14 protein-coding genes are annotated in these 16519 nt (G+C 42.6%); 6 read left to right on the top strand and 8 right to left on the bottom strand.

Annotated elements, in window-relative coordinates; translation table 11 throughout:
• Nucleotides 1–93: 93 nt before the first annotated feature.
• Nucleotides 94–768: a hypothetical protein gene (locus VB693_RS09690; RefSeq protein WP_190706349.1), complete on the bottom strand. Its 675-nt coding sequence runs from the start codon at nt 766–768 to the stop codon at nt 94–96.
• A 389-nt stretch (nt 769–1157) separates the two neighbouring features.
• On the opposite strand from VB693_RS09690, the gene VB693_RS09685 reads away from it, so the two are divergent.
• On the top strand, nt 1158–3092 hold the full coding sequence (locus VB693_RS09685; RefSeq protein WP_323266072.1) for a DNA polymerase III subunit gamma/tau: 1935 nt from the start codon (nt 1158–1160) through the stop codon (nt 3090–3092).
• Nucleotides 3093–3104: 12 nt separating this feature from the next.
• On the opposite strand, the gene VB693_RS09680 is transcribed toward VB693_RS09685, so the two are convergent.
• From VB693_RS09680 to xseA, 5 genes are all read right to left on the bottom strand, one after another.
• Nucleotides 3105–3482 carry a response regulator gene (locus VB693_RS09680; protein ID WP_323266071.1) on the bottom strand — a complete coding sequence of 126 codons (378 nt, stop codon included), beginning with the start codon at nt 3480–3482 and terminating at the stop codon, nt 3105–3107.
• Nucleotides 3483–3648: 166 nt separating this feature from the next.
• Entirely contained in the window at nt 3649–7020 is a 3372-nt protein-coding gene (locus VB693_RS09675) for a PAS domain S-box protein (RefSeq protein WP_323266070.1), read from the bottom strand.
• 76 nt (nt 7021–7096) lie between these two features.
• Nucleotides 7097–9118: an ATP-binding protein gene (locus tag VB693_RS09670; RefSeq protein ID WP_323266069.1), complete on the bottom strand. Its 2022-nt coding sequence runs from the start codon at nt 9116–9118 to the stop codon at nt 7097–7099.
• A gap of 467 nt (nt 9119–9585) precedes the next feature.
• On the bottom strand, nt 9586–9822 hold the full coding sequence (xseB, locus tag VB693_RS09665) for an exodeoxyribonuclease VII small subunit (protein ID WP_323266068.1): 237 nt from the start codon (nt 9820–9822) through the stop codon (nt 9586–9588).
• A gap of 112 nt (nt 9823–9934) precedes the next feature.
• Nucleotides 9935–11155, bottom strand: a complete 1221-nt coding sequence (gene xseA, locus VB693_RS09660) for an exodeoxyribonuclease VII large subunit (protein ID WP_323266067.1) — start codon at nt 11153–11155, stop codon at nt 9935–9937.
• A gap of 65 nt (nt 11156–11220) precedes the next feature.
• Between xseA and VB693_RS09655 the strand changes: the two genes are divergently transcribed.
• From VB693_RS09655 to recA, 5 genes are all read left to right on the top strand, one after another.
• Nucleotides 11221–11442, top strand: a complete 222-nt coding sequence (locus VB693_RS09655) for a DUF2887 domain-containing protein (protein ID WP_323266066.1) — start codon at nt 11221–11223, stop codon at nt 11440–11442.
• A gap of 133 nt (nt 11443–11575) precedes the next feature.
• Entirely contained in the window at nt 11576–11803 is a 228-nt protein-coding gene (locus VB693_RS09650) for a DUF2887 domain-containing protein (RefSeq protein WP_323266065.1), read from the top strand.
• Nucleotides 11804–11823: 20 nt separating this feature from the next.
• Entirely contained in the window at nt 11824–12009 is a 186-nt protein-coding gene (locus tag VB693_RS09645; protein WP_323266064.1) for a hypothetical protein, read from the top strand.
• A gap of 42 nt (nt 12010–12051) precedes the next feature.
• Nucleotides 12052–12420, top strand: a complete 369-nt coding sequence (locus VB693_RS09640) for a hypothetical protein (protein WP_323266063.1) — start codon at nt 12052–12054, stop codon at nt 12418–12420.
• A gap of 386 nt (nt 12421–12806) precedes the next feature.
• Nucleotides 12807–13886 carry a recombinase RecA gene (gene recA / locus VB693_RS09635; protein WP_323266062.1) on the top strand — a complete coding sequence of 360 codons (1080 nt, stop codon included), beginning with the start codon at nt 12807–12809 and terminating at the stop codon, nt 13884–13886.
• 61 nt (nt 13887–13947) lie between these two features.
• Here the strand turns inward: recA and VB693_RS09630 are convergent, their stop codons facing one another.
• A complete protein-coding gene (locus tag VB693_RS09630) occupies nt 13948–14694 on the bottom strand; it encodes an FHA domain-containing protein (RefSeq protein WP_323266061.1) in 747 nt (248 codons plus the stop codon).
• 120 nt (nt 14695–14814) lie between these two features.
• Nucleotides 14815–16416: a serine/threonine-protein kinase gene (locus tag VB693_RS09625; protein WP_323266060.1), complete on the bottom strand. Its 1602-nt coding sequence runs from the start codon at nt 16414–16416 to the stop codon at nt 14815–14817.
• Between the last annotated feature and the right edge of the window lie 103 nt (nt 16417–16519).

Below are 16519 nucleotides of genomic sequence, written 5' to 3'. Positions count from 1 at the left end.
ACGGGAAGGCAAGCCTACAAAATTCAAAATTGTTCGCGCTAGCGTCACGCAGTGAATAACTTCTGCCCCATTTCCCATTTCCCATTCCCCAATTCATACCGAATCCGTATTGGGTTCACTAGTAGCATAATATTGATTGACTAATGTCTCAACAATCACTTGGGGATCATCTGTTTCAATGGCCAGTTGTTCGGCCATTTGCCGCCGTAAGTTTTCATCTTGTTGCAACATCACAAGCAACTCATCAAGGGTAACGGTTTGTAATTCTTCCTCTGGAGAGACATCTGGGGTTGATTGATTATCTATTTGTGGTATATTTGTACTAATAGCATCAGGCCCGTCATATTCCCAGATGGGTTCACCCTGATTGCGGGTTAGCATCTGCATTCCCAAGTCATAGGCTACATCTCCTATTTCTCCCACGCCCAACTCCCCTAGTTGCACTAACCGCGCAGCTAATTCATTGTTGGGGGAAGGGGATGCTAGCAATTTTGCCCCAAACTGCTTTAACCACTGTATCCATCGTTCAGTTGTGACGCGATGTTCAATATTTTGTAGCCACCTTAATGCCCAAGTTTGTCCCCGCGCCTGATGTACTCCTTCTAAAAATTCCGTAAACAGAAATTCTAAATCTGTATCGGTGAGAGGCGGTGCAGGTTGTGCTGGGATATTTTCGCTAACTTTTGCAGGAGTTGATTTTTTACCGAACAAGCCTTGAAATAGTCTTTTAAACCACTGGATTAACCGCCTGAGCATTTGCTGTACCATCTACTATTGTTTTCCTTAAGATTCTAGCGATGACCTCCGGTCGGTCGGAGACCATCTCTACGAGAGGCTACGCCAACGCCTACATGGGACACTTACGTCATCGAACTGTCCCTTCGCTTTACGCCGACCAATAAAATGTATATAAGTTGGGTGAGTTTTATTGTCTCTTCTAGGTTATGTCACAGTCGTCAACATGAGCAGTAAAGTTTAAAATGCTTTAACCATAGATTAGTAATGAGTGCTGAGTGCTGAGTTATGAGTTATGAGTGCTGAGTGGGGATAGAAACAGATTCTTACTCAACCGCTAAGTTTAGTCAAAAGATTAAAACTGGTATACTTGTCAGGCTTTTGGCTTTGTCAACTACCAAAGGCATAGAATTTTTTGATCCATGTCTTACGAACCCCTGCACCACAAGTATCGCCCAAAGAGTTTTGCTGAACTGGTGGGGCAAGAAGCGATCGCTACCACTCTGATTAATGCTATCCGTACAGCTAAAATTGCCCCTGCTTATTTGTTCACTGGCCCTAGAGGAACGGGTAAAACTTCCAGTGCGCGTATTTTGGCTAAGTCTCTCAATTGTCTCAAAGGTGATAAACCTACGGCTGAACCCTGTGGCGTATGTGACGTTTGTCAAGGGATTACCAAAGGTTACTCATTAGATGTAATTGAAATTGACGCTGCCAGTAACACTGGTGTTGATAATATCCGTGAATTGATTGAAAAAGCCCAATTCGCCCCTGTGCAGTGTCGTTATAAGGTGTATGTGGTCGATGAATGCCATATGCTCAGTAGTGCGGCATTTAATGCGCTACTTAAAACCCTAGAAGAACCACCTAGACACGTAGTTTTTGTACTAGCTACAACCGACCCGCAACGGGTATTACCGACAATTATTTCGCGCTGCCAAAGGTTTGATTTTAGACGGATTGAGTTGGAGGCGATGGTAAAGCATTTGATGGCGATCGCCTCCAAGGAAAGTATTAGTATTTCACTAGAAGCTGTGAGGCTAGTAGGTCAACTGTCCCAAGGAGGATTGCGGGATGCGGAAAGTCTCCTCGACCAGTTAGCTTTATTACCGGGGGAAGTCAACCAGGAACGCGTCTGGGATTTGGTTGGTGCAGTCAGCGAACAGGATTTGCTGGGATTGTTAAATGCGATCGCTCAAGATCATCCAGAAGCAGTTTTAGAACAGACGCGCCAAATTTTAGATCGTGGTCGAGAACCTCTCACCATTCTGCAAAATCTCGCTGCCTTCTACCGTGATTTACTCATAGCTAAAACCGCACCTAATCGTCCTGATTTAGTTGCTTGTACCCAACAAACCTGGAAAGCATTAGTTGAATCTGCCCAGCCTTTACCCATAACTAATATTCTGCTGGGTCAAAAACATCTACAAACATCAGAACTGCAAATTAAAAACACTACCCAGCCACGATTATGGCTAGAGGTGACATTACTAGGATTGTTACCCAGTGCGAATATTCAGCCGGTTGCTACAGGTGTATTACCCGTAGTATTCCCCAGTGATCAGCGTCCATCCGTCCCCCCACAAATCCCACCTCAAAAAGTCGCCCCAGCAACTCCACCGCCTCCAGTTTCTTCTTCAGTTACTCCATTGCGTCCCCCCATCCCAGAGGAAGAAGTAGCCCTCCCTATCGCATCATCCCCGTCTCCTTCCACCCCAGAAGAGAAACCCTTACCACCCACCGAGGAAACTGTTGAGACAGCAGAACTTGATTTGGCCCAAATTTGGCAGCAGGTATTGAGTAATATTCAGCAAATACCCAGACGTGCCTTGTTAGGTCAAATGTGCCATTTAATTGAATTTGATGGTGCTGTAGTGCGTGTTGGTGTCAAACCCGTGTGGTTTGACAAAGTGAAATCTGATTTACCGATGATTACGGCGGCTTTTCAACAGACCTTCAATCAAGAAATTCAAGTCAGTTTAGAAAAAGCTAATACATCAACTCCCCCTGGTGCAAAGAAAACACCGCCAACTAACGGTAACGGTTCTCACACAGTCAAGCAGTCACCTCCACCTAGTTACAACAACCACAAACCACCAGCAGCTACACCACCCCCAACCACATCAGCAAAATCAGAACCAGCAGCAAAATTTACAGGCGGCGCGAAAACACCAGCACCCCCACCTACTCCAGCACCTCTAGCCAGTTGGGAAACAGATGAATGTGCGATCGCCGCCCAGCGTCTAGCACAATTTTTTGATGGGCAAATAATCCGATTTACAGATGAAGGTGAAGACATATCGGAAACCAGTACATCTGAATGGGTAGATGATGACGCAGTAGATGATGATTTTTAGATGGCAGATTTTTCAAAAGCCCAAGACCTGCATTGACTTTTCCAGAACTTCCTTCGGGCGAAATGGTTTAGTTAGATAGAGATCAGCACCAACATCCATGCCTTTTTGTTTATCAAATTCTTGCCCCTTAGCTGTCAACATCACAATGTAGACATCATTCATTTGTAAGTCTTTTTTTACAATTTGGCAGACTTCCAAACCACTCATTTTTGGCATCATTACATCCAGAAAAACTAAATCTGGTTTTTCAGTTTTAATAGTTTCCAGTGCTTCTTCTCCATTTCGGGCTGTAAAAAATTCAACACCTTCATCTTCTAATGCTTCTAGGGCTTGTTCCATTAAAATTACGATGTTAGGTTCATCATCAACAATGAGAATTTTTTGAGTCATACTATTTTAAATTTTTAATTTTAGATTTTAGATTGGGAATTAGGGAAGAGGAGAGTTTAAGATTTACTAGGTACTTAGATACTTGGTAATAAAAGCCCTGCCTCTTGTGGGCGGTCTTTCAACTCAGCACTCATTACTCATTACTCATTACTCATCACTCTTAAAATTAACGATCTGACAACATGATAAAGAAGACATTCTCCAACTCTTTTTCAAACCGTAGGGTTTTTACTAATTCAGTTTCTTCGGAGAAGATGGAATCGAGGATGATCATGTCTGGTTTAGCGGAGAGGGCTTTATGGATACATTCTTGAGGATTGGAGGCTTCAATCACGTTATATCCCTGAGTTTGCAGGACATCAGATATAGTTTTTAATGTTGACGCGTTTTTATCAACAACTAATACTTTTTTACTAGAAGTTCCTTGGGAAAGTAGTAAGTCAATTTCGCTCAGAAGGTGCTGTGAGTTGATAGGTTTTGTGAGATAGCGATCAATGCCAATGTGATAGCCCCTTTCCTTATTTTCAATAATTGATAGGATAATAATCGGAATATCGGCTGTCTGGGGATCATTTTTGAGGACTGCTGCCACATCAAAACCATTAATTTGAGGCATCATCACATCTAAAAGAATCAAATCGGGACGGGCTATTTTGATCTGTTGAATTGCATCCACTCCGTCTTTAGCTTCCCGAACATTGTAGCCTTCGTTTTCTAATTGTTGACGTAGCAGTTCCCGAATGTTGGCATCATCATCAACAACCAAAATAGTTTTGCGGTTTTCGTTTAGTACAGCATTCTTCTTGATGACGTGTTCTTTGAGTTGTTTCACAAGCGCATCTAGATTTAGATTGGCACTGGCTGTATTCTCACTTTTGTAAGTCGGAATAATGAATGAAAACGTGCTACCTTGACCAGCTTCACTTTCCATCCAAATTCTACCGCCGTGATGATCGATGATTTGTTTGCAAATGGGCAGTCCTAACCCTGTACCTTTGGGTTTGTCGGTGAGGGTATCACCAACTTGGCGGAATTTCTCGAATACTTTCGGCTGGTCTTCGGGTGCAATGCCAATACCTGTATCGATGACGCTGATGCACACACCCTCGTTTTCTTGTTTGACACGACAGGTAACAGAACCAGATTGAGTAAATTTAACAGCATTGGAAATTAGGTTAATCAAGACTTGCAACAGACGGTTGCGATCGCCCACTATTTGAGGTAGACCATCTTCAATGTCATTAATTAAATGCAAGCCATTGCTTTCAAATAATGCCCATGTAGAAGTAGTTGCCCAATCTAATAACTCACCCGGATCGATTGGCTGCATCTGCCATTCCACCTTACCGGCTTCCATCTTGGCGATATCTAAAACATCGTTAATTAAAGATGTCAGCCGTTCTGCTTCCGAGACAATAATATTGAGATTGTCACCCACCCGCTTGATTGTTTTCTGAAGTTTGCGGTCTTCAGTAGGAAGTATGGGGAACACATCGGTTTCTAACTTGTCTTTAATGATGGAGGCAAAACCAAGCACAGAAGTTAGTGGTGTCCGCAGCTCGTGGGAAACTGTGGAAATGAAATCAGTCTTCATCTTGTCGATTTCCTTCTCTGCTGTTATATCCCGAATCAACAGTGCTGAACCAAAACAAGCAGCAGGTTCGTTAGCTAATGTCCGCTTAAAGATGGCAGTGGCTACTGCCTGACCAATACGTTCCTTAGTCAGTGCAATTTCAGCAGCAAATATCTCTTGGGGATGGGACTGAGTTTGTTCAATCAGGTTCGGTAAACCGGCGATCGGCAGTTCTTGGTAATGTCCCTTGAGTGCGGCGGCTGTCAATCCGTGCATACTTAAAAATGCAGGATTAAAGTGGGTAATTTGTCCGGTGGTGTCTACTACCAACAAACCATCTGCTAAGTTATCTAAGATGGCATTTAACCCTTGGGCTTCTGCGAGGGTATCTTGCAGTGCTGCCGTCCTTTCGGCAACCCTGGCTTCTAGTTCTTGGTTTAGTTGCCGGAGAGCGATTTCTGCTTGCTTGCGAGCAGTAATATCAGTATTGATTTCTAGTATGGCGCAGGGCATTCCAGAGAAGTCTCTTTGCAATGTCCAACGACTCTGAACCATGATCATTTTGCCGTTGCAGGTGAGGTGTTGCACTTCTCCTTCCCAATTACCTTGCTCTAATAAATCTGCGAAGATTTCTGCTTTGGGTTTGGGAAAGGTTTTGGTAATAAAAGTGTAAATAGATTGGTCTTTTACTTGTTCACGGGTCAAATTGTAGAGACTTTCTGCACCTTGATTCCAGTAAGCAATCTTGTCATTCATGTCACGCACAATAATGGCATCACTGGAATGATTTAACATATCTAATAAACGTTGATTTTCCGCTTCTGTCAGCTTGCGTTCATGAATGTCGGCACAAGTAACAATCCATTCCCGGACGCTACCATCGGCTTCTAGAACAGGTGCGCCACAAACCGAGAAGTGGCGATAGTGACCGTCCTGACTACGCAACCGATACTCGGTTTGATAGATACATCGGCTTGCCACTGCTGCACTCCAAACTTTGGCGGAGCGATCGCGATCATCGGGGTGGACTGCTTCAATCCAGCCCCAACCCTCAGTTTCGGACTCAGTCTGACCTGTATAAGCCATCCAAGTCAACATTTCACGGCTGATGGCCATTCCTGCCGGCGTTGCTCCCCAAACAATCTGTGAGGAGGCGGTCACTAAAGAGCTGTATCGCTCCTGAAGACGTTGATTTTCAGCTTCTGCCAATTTGCGATCTTGAATATCTGTACAAGTGCCAATCCATTCCCGCACACTGCCGTCATCTTCAATCACAGGCGCACCCCAAACCCAAAAGTAGCGATAGTTGCCATCCTTGCCCCGAATGCGGTATTCAATTTGATAGGAACTGAGGTTGGCTACGGCATTACTCCAGGCTTCTTCTGTATAGTCGCGATCGTCGGGATGAACGGCATCAATCCAACCGCCATTCTCGGCTTCAGCTAGGCTTTGACCTGTGTAGGCGATCCAGTCTTTGAGTTCAAAGCAAATTCCTTCTGGTGAACTAACCCAAATAATCTGCGTGTTAGTTTTGAGCAGAGAACGGTATCTTGCTTCATTCTGTTTCAAGATTTTTTCGGTTTTTTGGCGTTCTTGTTGGGCTTTTCTCAAGTCGCTGATGTCCTCCACACTCGACCAGATCAGCTGCTCTCCATCTTGCTCAATCATCCGTCCCCAGATCCTGACTGGAACTAAATGCCCATCTTTGTGGATATACTCCTTTTCATACGGCTGACCTGTACTAGTTTGTTCTGGGTTTTCCAGCATGGCTCGCTCGGTGGCGATATAGTTCTCGGCAGTGATTTGCCAGTGGTTGAGGTTGAGAGTTTCCGGGACAGTGCGCCCCAAAATGGCAGCATAGGCGGGGTTAATGTCAATCAGCGTTCCATCGAGGCGGTAAAGCACAAGACCAATGGGACATTGTTCTAAAAGGTGACGGCTAGATTCTTCAAGTCGGCTAGACATAGTTGAGATTTCCTGGGTGGATGTTGCTAGGAGCTAGGAATGAATCAATTCAAAATAAAAAAGGTTTGAGGCTATGTTATTTTTCTTGAAATAGGTGGGTTTTTTCTCGTTGTTCTCCGTATGGGGTAGCACTAGGACAGCAGAACCAGGACAATAAGGTGGCATAAAGCTTTAAAGAAATCGGGTGACGTTGGAACATTTGGTAAATTTGCTCAGGGGATGCCGCATCTACTCCTGGACTCTGTGTTGAAAGTCGCCGAATCAGTTGAGTATGGCGGATCAGTAGTTCAGCTGGTTTGAGTATTGGAGTTCTCGATGGGATAAAGCCCTCGGCATCGACATCGATTGCAGGTGCGATGGGCTGCGCTCCACGGTCGGAGATCATCGCAGTTTTGCCAACAGCACTGATGCTACTCTGCTCTACAACGCCCTCCTGAGCGACACAATTGACGGGAATCTGAATCCAAAATTCTGTACCTTTGCCTGGTTGTGAACGACACTTGAGAGTCCCCCCATGTCCTTCTACAACAATTTGGTAGGTGATGGCCATACCCAACCCAGTTCCTTTGCCAATTTCTTTTGTGGTGAAGAAGGGATCATAAATCCGGTGAATTACCTCCTCATTCATACCTGGGCCATTGTCGGCAATCCTAATCACAACCCACTGGTCGTCTATGGTTTGGGTACGAATCGTAATTTGGGGAGTAGGGTTAGCTATTACCTCATTCTCCATTGCCTCTTCTAAAGCATCAACAGCATTTGCCAGGATGTTCATAAACACCTGATTTAACTTTCCGGGATAGCATTCAACTAGAGGAAGTTCGGTATAGTCTTTAATGATTTCAATTGCTGGACGGTTACTAGAGGCTTTGAGACGATGGCGCAGAATCATCAGCGTTCCGTCGATACCACTGTAGATGTTGACGGTTTTCATTTGGGCTTCGTCATGGCGGGAAAAGTTTTTCAGGGATTTGACTATTTCCACAATGCGATCTGTCCCCAGTTTCATGGAATCCAGCAGTTTAGGAAGATCCTCCATGATAAATTCCACATCGATATTATCTAGCTCTGATTGCAGTTCTGTGGTAGCTACAGGTGAAAACTGTTGATAGTATTGCAGCAGGTGTAATAAGTCTTGGGCGTATTCGGCAACATACTTCAAATTGCCGCAGATAAAGTTAACTGGGTTATTGATTTCGTGGGCAACTCCGGCGATAAGTTGCCCTAAACTTGACATTTTCTCGCTTTGAATTAGCTGGGTTTGCGCCAGTTGTAAATCGTGGAGAGCCTGCTGGAGTTTTTCTGTTTGGGCTTTAGCTTGGGCGGTGGCTTGGGTGCTTTGCTCGTATAGCAAAGCCTTTTCAATGGCGATCGCTGTTTGTGAAGTAAAAATACTCACAATTTTGAGATGTTCAGCTTTGTATGAGTCGGTTTTGGTTGTACCAATAGCGATCGCTCCTGTGACTCGTTCTTTGGCTCGCAAGGGTACGCAAATCAACGCACTCACTTTTTCTTGTCCTTGCGATCGCGAATCGGCCTGCACATTATTGATCAGTTCTGCTCGCCCGGATTGTACAATGTTGCCAATAATTCCCTTACCTGGTTGCGGCTGACTTTGGTCAAAAAAGAGTCCATATTCGCCGATGATTTCAAATGCAGTTGCATCTGAATTCAGCAGCAGGATCATTCCCGCCGAAGATTCAATTAATTGACTCATTTCCTGAAGTACAAGTTCGGCAATCTGACGTTTATCCAAACTTGTTGTCAGTTGAGTTGAGATATCCTCAAATAAATCAATTTCCTGATATCGCTCCAGCAATTCTTTCGCAAGTTCTTTCTTGTCTGCTTCCTGTTTTGCTATAAATGAGAGCAACATTGCAACTAAGCTTACTTGTTCCTCTCCAATTACCCACCCAATGATTTCTCCTGACACCTCAATTGGATGTCGCTTTTTTGCAGTTTGCTCCCCAATGCTCAGGAGGTTAGTACCGTCTACCAATTCAACATCGATCGCCATATTGAGTTGGTAGACTAACTCGTGCAGGACAGAAGGTAACTCTTTTTTATTAAAAATTTTTTTGAGGTTAACTGCGGACATGAAACACCTCATTTAAAAATTGATCACAAATTTTTGGCATTTAAACCAACCAAATGATTAATTTCATGCACTACCCTTGTGATTACGTTGCCCAAGGCAAATATTTTCTGACTATCGCAAACATACATCTTAGGAGTAGCAAGCTATACGTAGTAGTGCCTAAAAGCGGAGAAAGTTAGCAGATGATTAAGCCTAGCTTTCCCAAAAAAATTGCTCCTATAACAATGCAGTAAACAGAATTTACGAGCAACCAATATTGCGCTCGCATCTTAGTAACAAAACGTATTAATCAATCACATCTACTAGTATTATGTACTTGACGCGAAATTTATTCCCATATTCGCTGCCAAGATAGTTATTTGAGCGGGGAATGGGCGACAAGGAGAAAATAGAACCCCAAGTATACCGACACCGATCATCTCCTAATTTTAATTATGGGGACTTCCCTGTTGCCTGTTCCCGCTTAATTATTGACTATCACTCAAAGTTTCAATTAATAAATCAACCTGCTTTTGTCGTTGCTGTAAAAAAGTTTCGCATTGCTGCAAGTATTCAACTGCATTGGCAAACTGATCAAATACAGCTTCTAACTGTAAATTACCTGATTCAATCCGAGCGATAATTTTTTCTATTTCTGCTACTTTTTCCTCATAATTCCAATCTGGTAAAGCATCAGAATTAGAAGATGATTTCCGTTTAACCATTGATTCTTTCTTTATTTTTAACCAGTGAATTGATCAATTTTCTCTCACATTAAACCACAAATAAACCCCAACAATTCAGCTATGCAACTCTACTACAATGCCCCATACCCATTTATTCATTATCTACTTCCAGCACCTTCACTTTCACTTTACCTTGTGCCAATTGCAGCAATAATTCTTGCCCTATGGTTAGTTCACTAGCAGCACGCGCGATCGCACCATTTTCTTGTCTGACTACCGCATAACCACGCTGTAACACGGCTTTGGGGTCGAGAGTGGCTAATTTTTGCCGTAATAATTCTAAATGTTGTTTTGCTTGTTGCGATCGCCCTTTGGTTAGTTGCAGCAATCGTTGACGTTCCCAAGTCAGTTTTTGGACTTCTTGCTGTACTTGTCTATCTAAGCGCAGATTTCGCAACCGATGGCGCAAGGTTTGCAGTTTATAAGCAGCTTGACTCTGAGAAGCCAGCAACGCATCATATAAAGCATCAAATCGCTGCTGATGCTGACTATATAATTCTGCTAGAGAAGGGACAACAGTTTCCGCCGCCGCCGTGGGTGTATGTACACACACATCCGCCACCAAATCTGTTAACGACTCATCCCGTTGATGACCAATCCCCGTAATTACTGGTATAGAACACTCAGCCACCGCCCTAACTACTCGTTCATCATTAAAACAAGCCAATTCCTCCACTGCACCGCCGCCCCGCGATAAAATTAATACCTCCGCGCGTCCATCTCCTTCTACCCGTTCAATAGCTTTAACAATCGAGTCTGCTGCTTGCTCACCTTGGACTGTAGCGGGTGAAAATAAAACGTGTAACCCTGGATATCTTTGCTTGAGGGTTCTTTGAATATCTCCCCAAGCCGCCGCCGTTGGAGATGTGACAACAGCGATCGTTTGGGGATGCAGAGGAAGCGATCGCTTTCTAGCAGCATCAAATAAACCCTCAGCTAGCAAGCGATTACGCAACTGTTGATAGCGCAGTGCTTGCAAACCCTCACCAGCAGGTAAAGCTTGCCATACTGTTAATTGATACTCTCCTCTTTGGGGATATACGCGAATACTGCCTAAAATAATAATCTGTTCCCCAACAGTAGGTAGCTGCATCAATTTAGTAACTTGACTATTCCATGTCACACACTTAATTGAGGCTGTGCGATCGGGGTCTTGCAGGGTGAAAAATAACCCACTCCGATGCTGATTTGCACTCGATACTTCACCAATTACCCAAACTTGTCGCAGGATGGGATTTTCTTCTAACAGGACTTGGATATATTCGGTGATTCCTGCTACAGATAAAGTGGTATCAGGAAAGTCAAGATTCATATTATTTCAACCCACTATGCACTTAGAATCAACATAACGCCTTTCTTATACATCCAGCATTTAGAGTGAAGACTGACAGTATTTTTTATCAATTATTTGCTGAGTTTCCTAGTATTTTCTTTGAGTTAATCGGATACTCTGGTTATCAATTTCGTTCAGTAGAAATCAAACAAACAGCTTTTCGCATTGATGGAGTATTTCTACCAACAGCCAAAAATCCCGATCAAACTGTCTATTTTTGCGCTCGCGTAGCGTGCCGGAGGCATAGTGCAATTCTAAAAAGATGAATTGCTGTACCATAGGGTATTTGCAGAGCTATTCTTCTATATAGACCAAAATCTAGATATTTATGACTGATATTTAGTGATTATCTACCCCAAACGTTCTCTAGAACCAAATTAAAATAGATTACATCAAATATTGTTAGACAGTTCCAAAGTTCAAAGAGTATATCTGAATGAAATCGAACCAACCTCCCAGTCCTTGGGTATCGATATCATTAAATTAGTAGTAAAACCAGAAGAAACTGCACCTAACCGTGCTAGAGAACTGATTACTAAAACTAGACAAGAAATAGCAGACCGTTTCTCTAGCCAAGCCATCATAGATTTAATTGAAACGATCATAGTTTACAGTTTCCTCTATTAAGCCGCCAAGAGATAGAAAATATGCTGAAACTGAACGCCCTCAAACAAACTAGAGTTTATCAAGAAGCCTTAAATGAAGGGAGAGAAGAAGGTAAGTTAGAGGCTGTGCCATTGCTGTTAAAAGCAGGAATTAGTGTAGAAGACATCGCTCAACAGTTAGACATTAACATTGAAGCCGTGAAGAGAATTGCACAGCAACAGACTTGACACAGGCACTTAGTCACTGTTGTTACAACGCATAGGGAAAATATGTCATCTTGTGAATCAAATAATCCCAATGCTATTGAAGTAGATGGAATCGGCTTTGAAACTATGATGTCTGAAGAAATGGTGCGCCTCCCTAAAATTGGAGAAGAAATTCCTGTTCAATTTGGAGTTCGTATTACTAATCAAGCATCAATACCCTATCGCTTTGACTTACCTTTGATTTTGCCTGAAATATTAGATCCTCATGGCAAGGCTATGCACATATCTTTAAATAAAAATGCCACAAGGGAGGTAGAAAAGTCAGATATCCCACTAATCATACCTAGAGAAAGTTTTGATTTTTTCATGGATGCCAAATTTAATTGGTACGGTGAAAATTATCTACGGCTTCTAGGCAATGCCATTTATTGAGGTATTTGGATTTTCTGGCACAGTCAGCCTGGTAAATATCAAGTTAGGTTCACCTATGAAAATCAACTGGCAAAGAAGAAAATGCTGACATTAAAAGAAGGATGGACTGAAATTGATGGATTTTGGACGGGGAAACTTACATCACACTTTGCAAATTTAATTCTCAGATAGCCCCGATACGCCAATACGAGTGTCAAAAACTACCTTTTTCAAAATTTTTACAATCCCACTACCCCAATCACGTAGCAATCAGGTTAGGATCTTGTCACAGTTACTTTTTAATTTGAGAAGTCCTATTCCAGAAATTTCCGGCTAAAATAGTATATCTGTTCTACTCAAACTCTAGACCCCACACATCTTAAATCCATATACTTATAGAGGCACGAATGGCTATCAATACCGATACTTCCGGCAAGCAAAAGGCTCTAACGATGGTACTTAACCAGATTGAGCGCAGCTTCGGTAAAGGAGCAATCATGCGCCTGGGTGATGCTACCCGGATGAGGGTAGAGACAATTTCCACAGGGGCGTTGACTTTGGATTTAGCATTAGGTGGTGGTTTACCCAAGGGACGGGTAATTGAGATTTATGGGCCGGAAAGTTCCGGTAAGACGACTGTAGCACTGCACGCGATCGCAGAAGTACAAAAAGAAGGTGGCATCGCTGCTTTTGTAGACGCAGAACACGCCCTTGACCCTACCTATGCTGCGGCTTTAGGTGTAGATATTCACAATCTCCTGGTTTCTCAACCTGACACCGGTGAAGCAGGTTTGGAAATAGTTGACCAATTAGTACGCTCCGCAGCAGTTGATATTGTAGTTATTGACTCAGTAGCAGCCTTAGTTCCCCGCGCTGAAATTGAAGGAGATATGGGTGATGCTCACGTTGGGTTGCAAGCCAGACTGATGAGCCAAGCCCTACGCAAAATTACGGGGAATATAGGTAAATCTGGTTGCACTGTAATCTTTATTAACCAGTTACGGCAAAAAATTGGTGTCACCTACGGTAGCCCTGAAACTACTACCGGTGGTAACGCGTTGAAGTTTTACGCGTCAGTGCGCTTGGATATTCGCCGGATTCAAACTTTGAAAAAGGGTACAGATGAATTTGGTAACCGCGTTAAAGTCAAAGTCGCTAAAAATAAAGTTGCACCACCTTTTAGAATAGCGGAATTCGACATTATTTTTGGTAAAGGAATTTCTACTATAGGTTGTCTAGTGGATTTAGCCGAAGAAACTGGTATTCTTGTTCGTAAAGGAGCTTGGTACAGTTACAATGGCGATAACATTTCCCAAGGTCGAGATAACGCTATTAAGTACCTAGAGGAAAAGCAAGATTTTTCTGAACAAATCAAGAAACTAGTACGAGAAAAATTAGATAAGGGCGCAGTTGTTTCGGCAAATTCTGTGGCTAAAGTCAATGAAGAAGATGAAGATGAAGATGATGTTGATGCAGAGGAAGAATAGAATTTAATTCAAAATGCGGCTATTGATGAAAAAGATTACTCCAAATAAGAGTAATCTTTTTTTAGTCCTCACTACCAACATTAAAGTTGTTTGGTTGTTGAAAATATCTGTCTAAAATTTCTGATTTTTGCTGTTCATGTAAACCATCCCGCCCATATTCTAATCTACCCCAAGCACAATCTAGAGAAATTTGTACAGTCTCATCAAGGTTTGCTAGTTCAACTTGCTCTTGATAAACAGTATTATCACCTAATGCCTGTTGTTGAATATCTGTTGGTAGTGGAATTAATTGAGTGAGTAAATCTGTTGGTAATGTTGGTAAAATGCGGCGTTGATGATTTAAGAAAAAATCAAAAGTCAAACTTCCTAACCGGATGCGATCGCCATCTTTAAGTTTGACTGGTTGATAGACAGTTTCACCATTGACAGAAGAACCATTTGTACTATGAAAATCTACTAAATAAAAACCTTGATTCACAATGTACTGAATGGCGGCGTGACAACGAGATAAATGTTGGTCATCAGTGCATATACCATTATTGAGATCGCGCCCTATTGTCCAAACCTGTTGCGGTTGCTGGAGAGTTTGCGTCTGATTGTTACAGAGGTTAGTGATTACATAAACAGATGAAGCATCTACAAAACCCTGAACATAACGCAATTTTAACTCTGTTAATGATGGCTGATAGAGATTTTCTAGTTGGAGAATTTCATCTAGAAGATGACCATGCCGTTCATATAAAGCCAGAAATACCTGATACAAATTTAAACGCCGTTCTATTTCCTGGTTTTTTAAATTATTTTTCATATCTGCAATCCCTAAGAGGAATAAGAATAATTTTGAATTAATTAATTCTGAGTTCAAGCCTGTCACCGTCACCCGTCACCTGTCACCGTCACCTGTCACCTATTCACAGCCTTTTTCAAATCACAATAAACCCCGTTTACCGTTGGGACGTACTGTCATCCAATTAGTCTTAGCTAATGCTAGTTGCTCATCAGAAATTTTTGCCCCGGTGAGGTTAGCACCACATAAATTCGCACCCCGCAGATTAGCATTACTGAGATAAGCATTAGTGAGGTCTGCACCACGTAGGTCTGCTCCTTCTAAATCGGCATGATTGAAGTAAGCTTTAGTGAGATTAGCATCCTTCAAATTGGCACGAGTTAAACTAGCTCTACCAAAATCGCTATTGTGGAGATTAGCTCCTTGGAGATTAGTATTTTGTAATTGACAAGAATGGAAATTAGTAGATGATAAGTCTACACCTTGGAGATTGAGTAAGTTTAAATTATGTAGAGCAAAATCTCGTCTTCCCTTCAAATAAGCTGTTAGTAAACTTTGGGTATCTAGTCTACGTCCAACTTTGGATTTGGGGTTTTGTGAAGCATTGCTGTTACTGTTAGCATGGGAAACGCCTTGTCGTGTTCCTCCAGCATCTAATCTAGTTCCATCACCTATTTTGGCTCGTCTAGCGCGAATTGCAGCAGCTACCTGTGCTACCCCTAAACCTGTCGCTGTAGCAGAAGGGTTGCTATGTAAAATTGCAGAATCTTCTGGGCGATTGTGTGTTGAATCTTTATGATTAGGATCTGATTTAACTAGCAATCCACCAGCCAAGCTTTCTAAATATGGCTCTATCTCCAATGCTTTGAGAACTTCTGTAGCTGAATGATAGCGACTGCGAACAGAGACTTCCAACATTTTTCGTAGTACAAGAATCAAGTGGTCACTAGCTTGCACTAAATGTTCCCACATAATTTCACCTGTACTGGGATTGTAATCGAGGTCTTTGGGAGTTTTACCTGTCAGAAGATAAACACAGGTGACACCAAGTGCATAAATATCACTAGCGTAAACTGGACGCATCGCCATTTGCTCTGGAGGTGCGAAACCAGGAGTACCAATTGCATATGCAGTTAGGGCTGTATGTCCTGATTGGTTGGTTGTGGCTTGGGTAACTTGGTTTTTGACCGCACCAAAGTCAATGAGTACCATTCTCGAATCTTGAGAACGGCGAATTAAGTTAGCTGGCTTGATATCACGGTGAATAACCTTTTGATCGTGGATGTATTGCAATAAAGGGAGAGTTTCGCTTAAAAATTGCTTAACACCCGCTTCGCTAAAAGTTCCATTCAGTTTCACCTCTTGCTGGAGCGTAGAACCGCTAATATATTCCTGAACTAAGTAGAACTGTTCTGCCGCCTCAAAATAGTCTAACAATCGTGGTATCTGGGGATGATTACCAATTTTGCCTAGGGTGTTGGCTTCTCGCGCAAACAGTTCTCGCGCCATCTGCAAAACCTGGGGTGCTGTAGTTGAAAGACGTAGTTGTTTAATTACGCAACTTGGTTCTCCTGGCAAAATTTCGTCACGGGCTAAAAAGGTTGCGCCAAAGCCACCCTGACCTAATGGCTTCAATACCCGATAGCGATCGCGCAACAGTAATTGTGAGCCACAAGCTTCACACCTTTGGCTATATGCTACATTCTCTGGATTAGGACAGGTCGGATTTATGCAATAGCTCATGCACTGTCAACTCGCTGCACGAAATAATAACCGGTAGCGTTACACTCTCTTTTCAATTATTGAGACTTAAAGCCAACTCTTGCTAGGTAAGTTTTGCGGTACA

The organism is Anabaena sp. UHCC 0399, from assembly GCF_034931465.1.
Classification (GTDB): domain Bacteria; phylum Cyanobacteriota; class Cyanobacteriia; order Cyanobacteriales; family Nostocaceae; genus Trichormus; species Trichormus minutissimus.
Note: the sequence above shows the minus strand (reverse complement) of the source record. Positions and strands in the feature narration are given on the sequence as shown.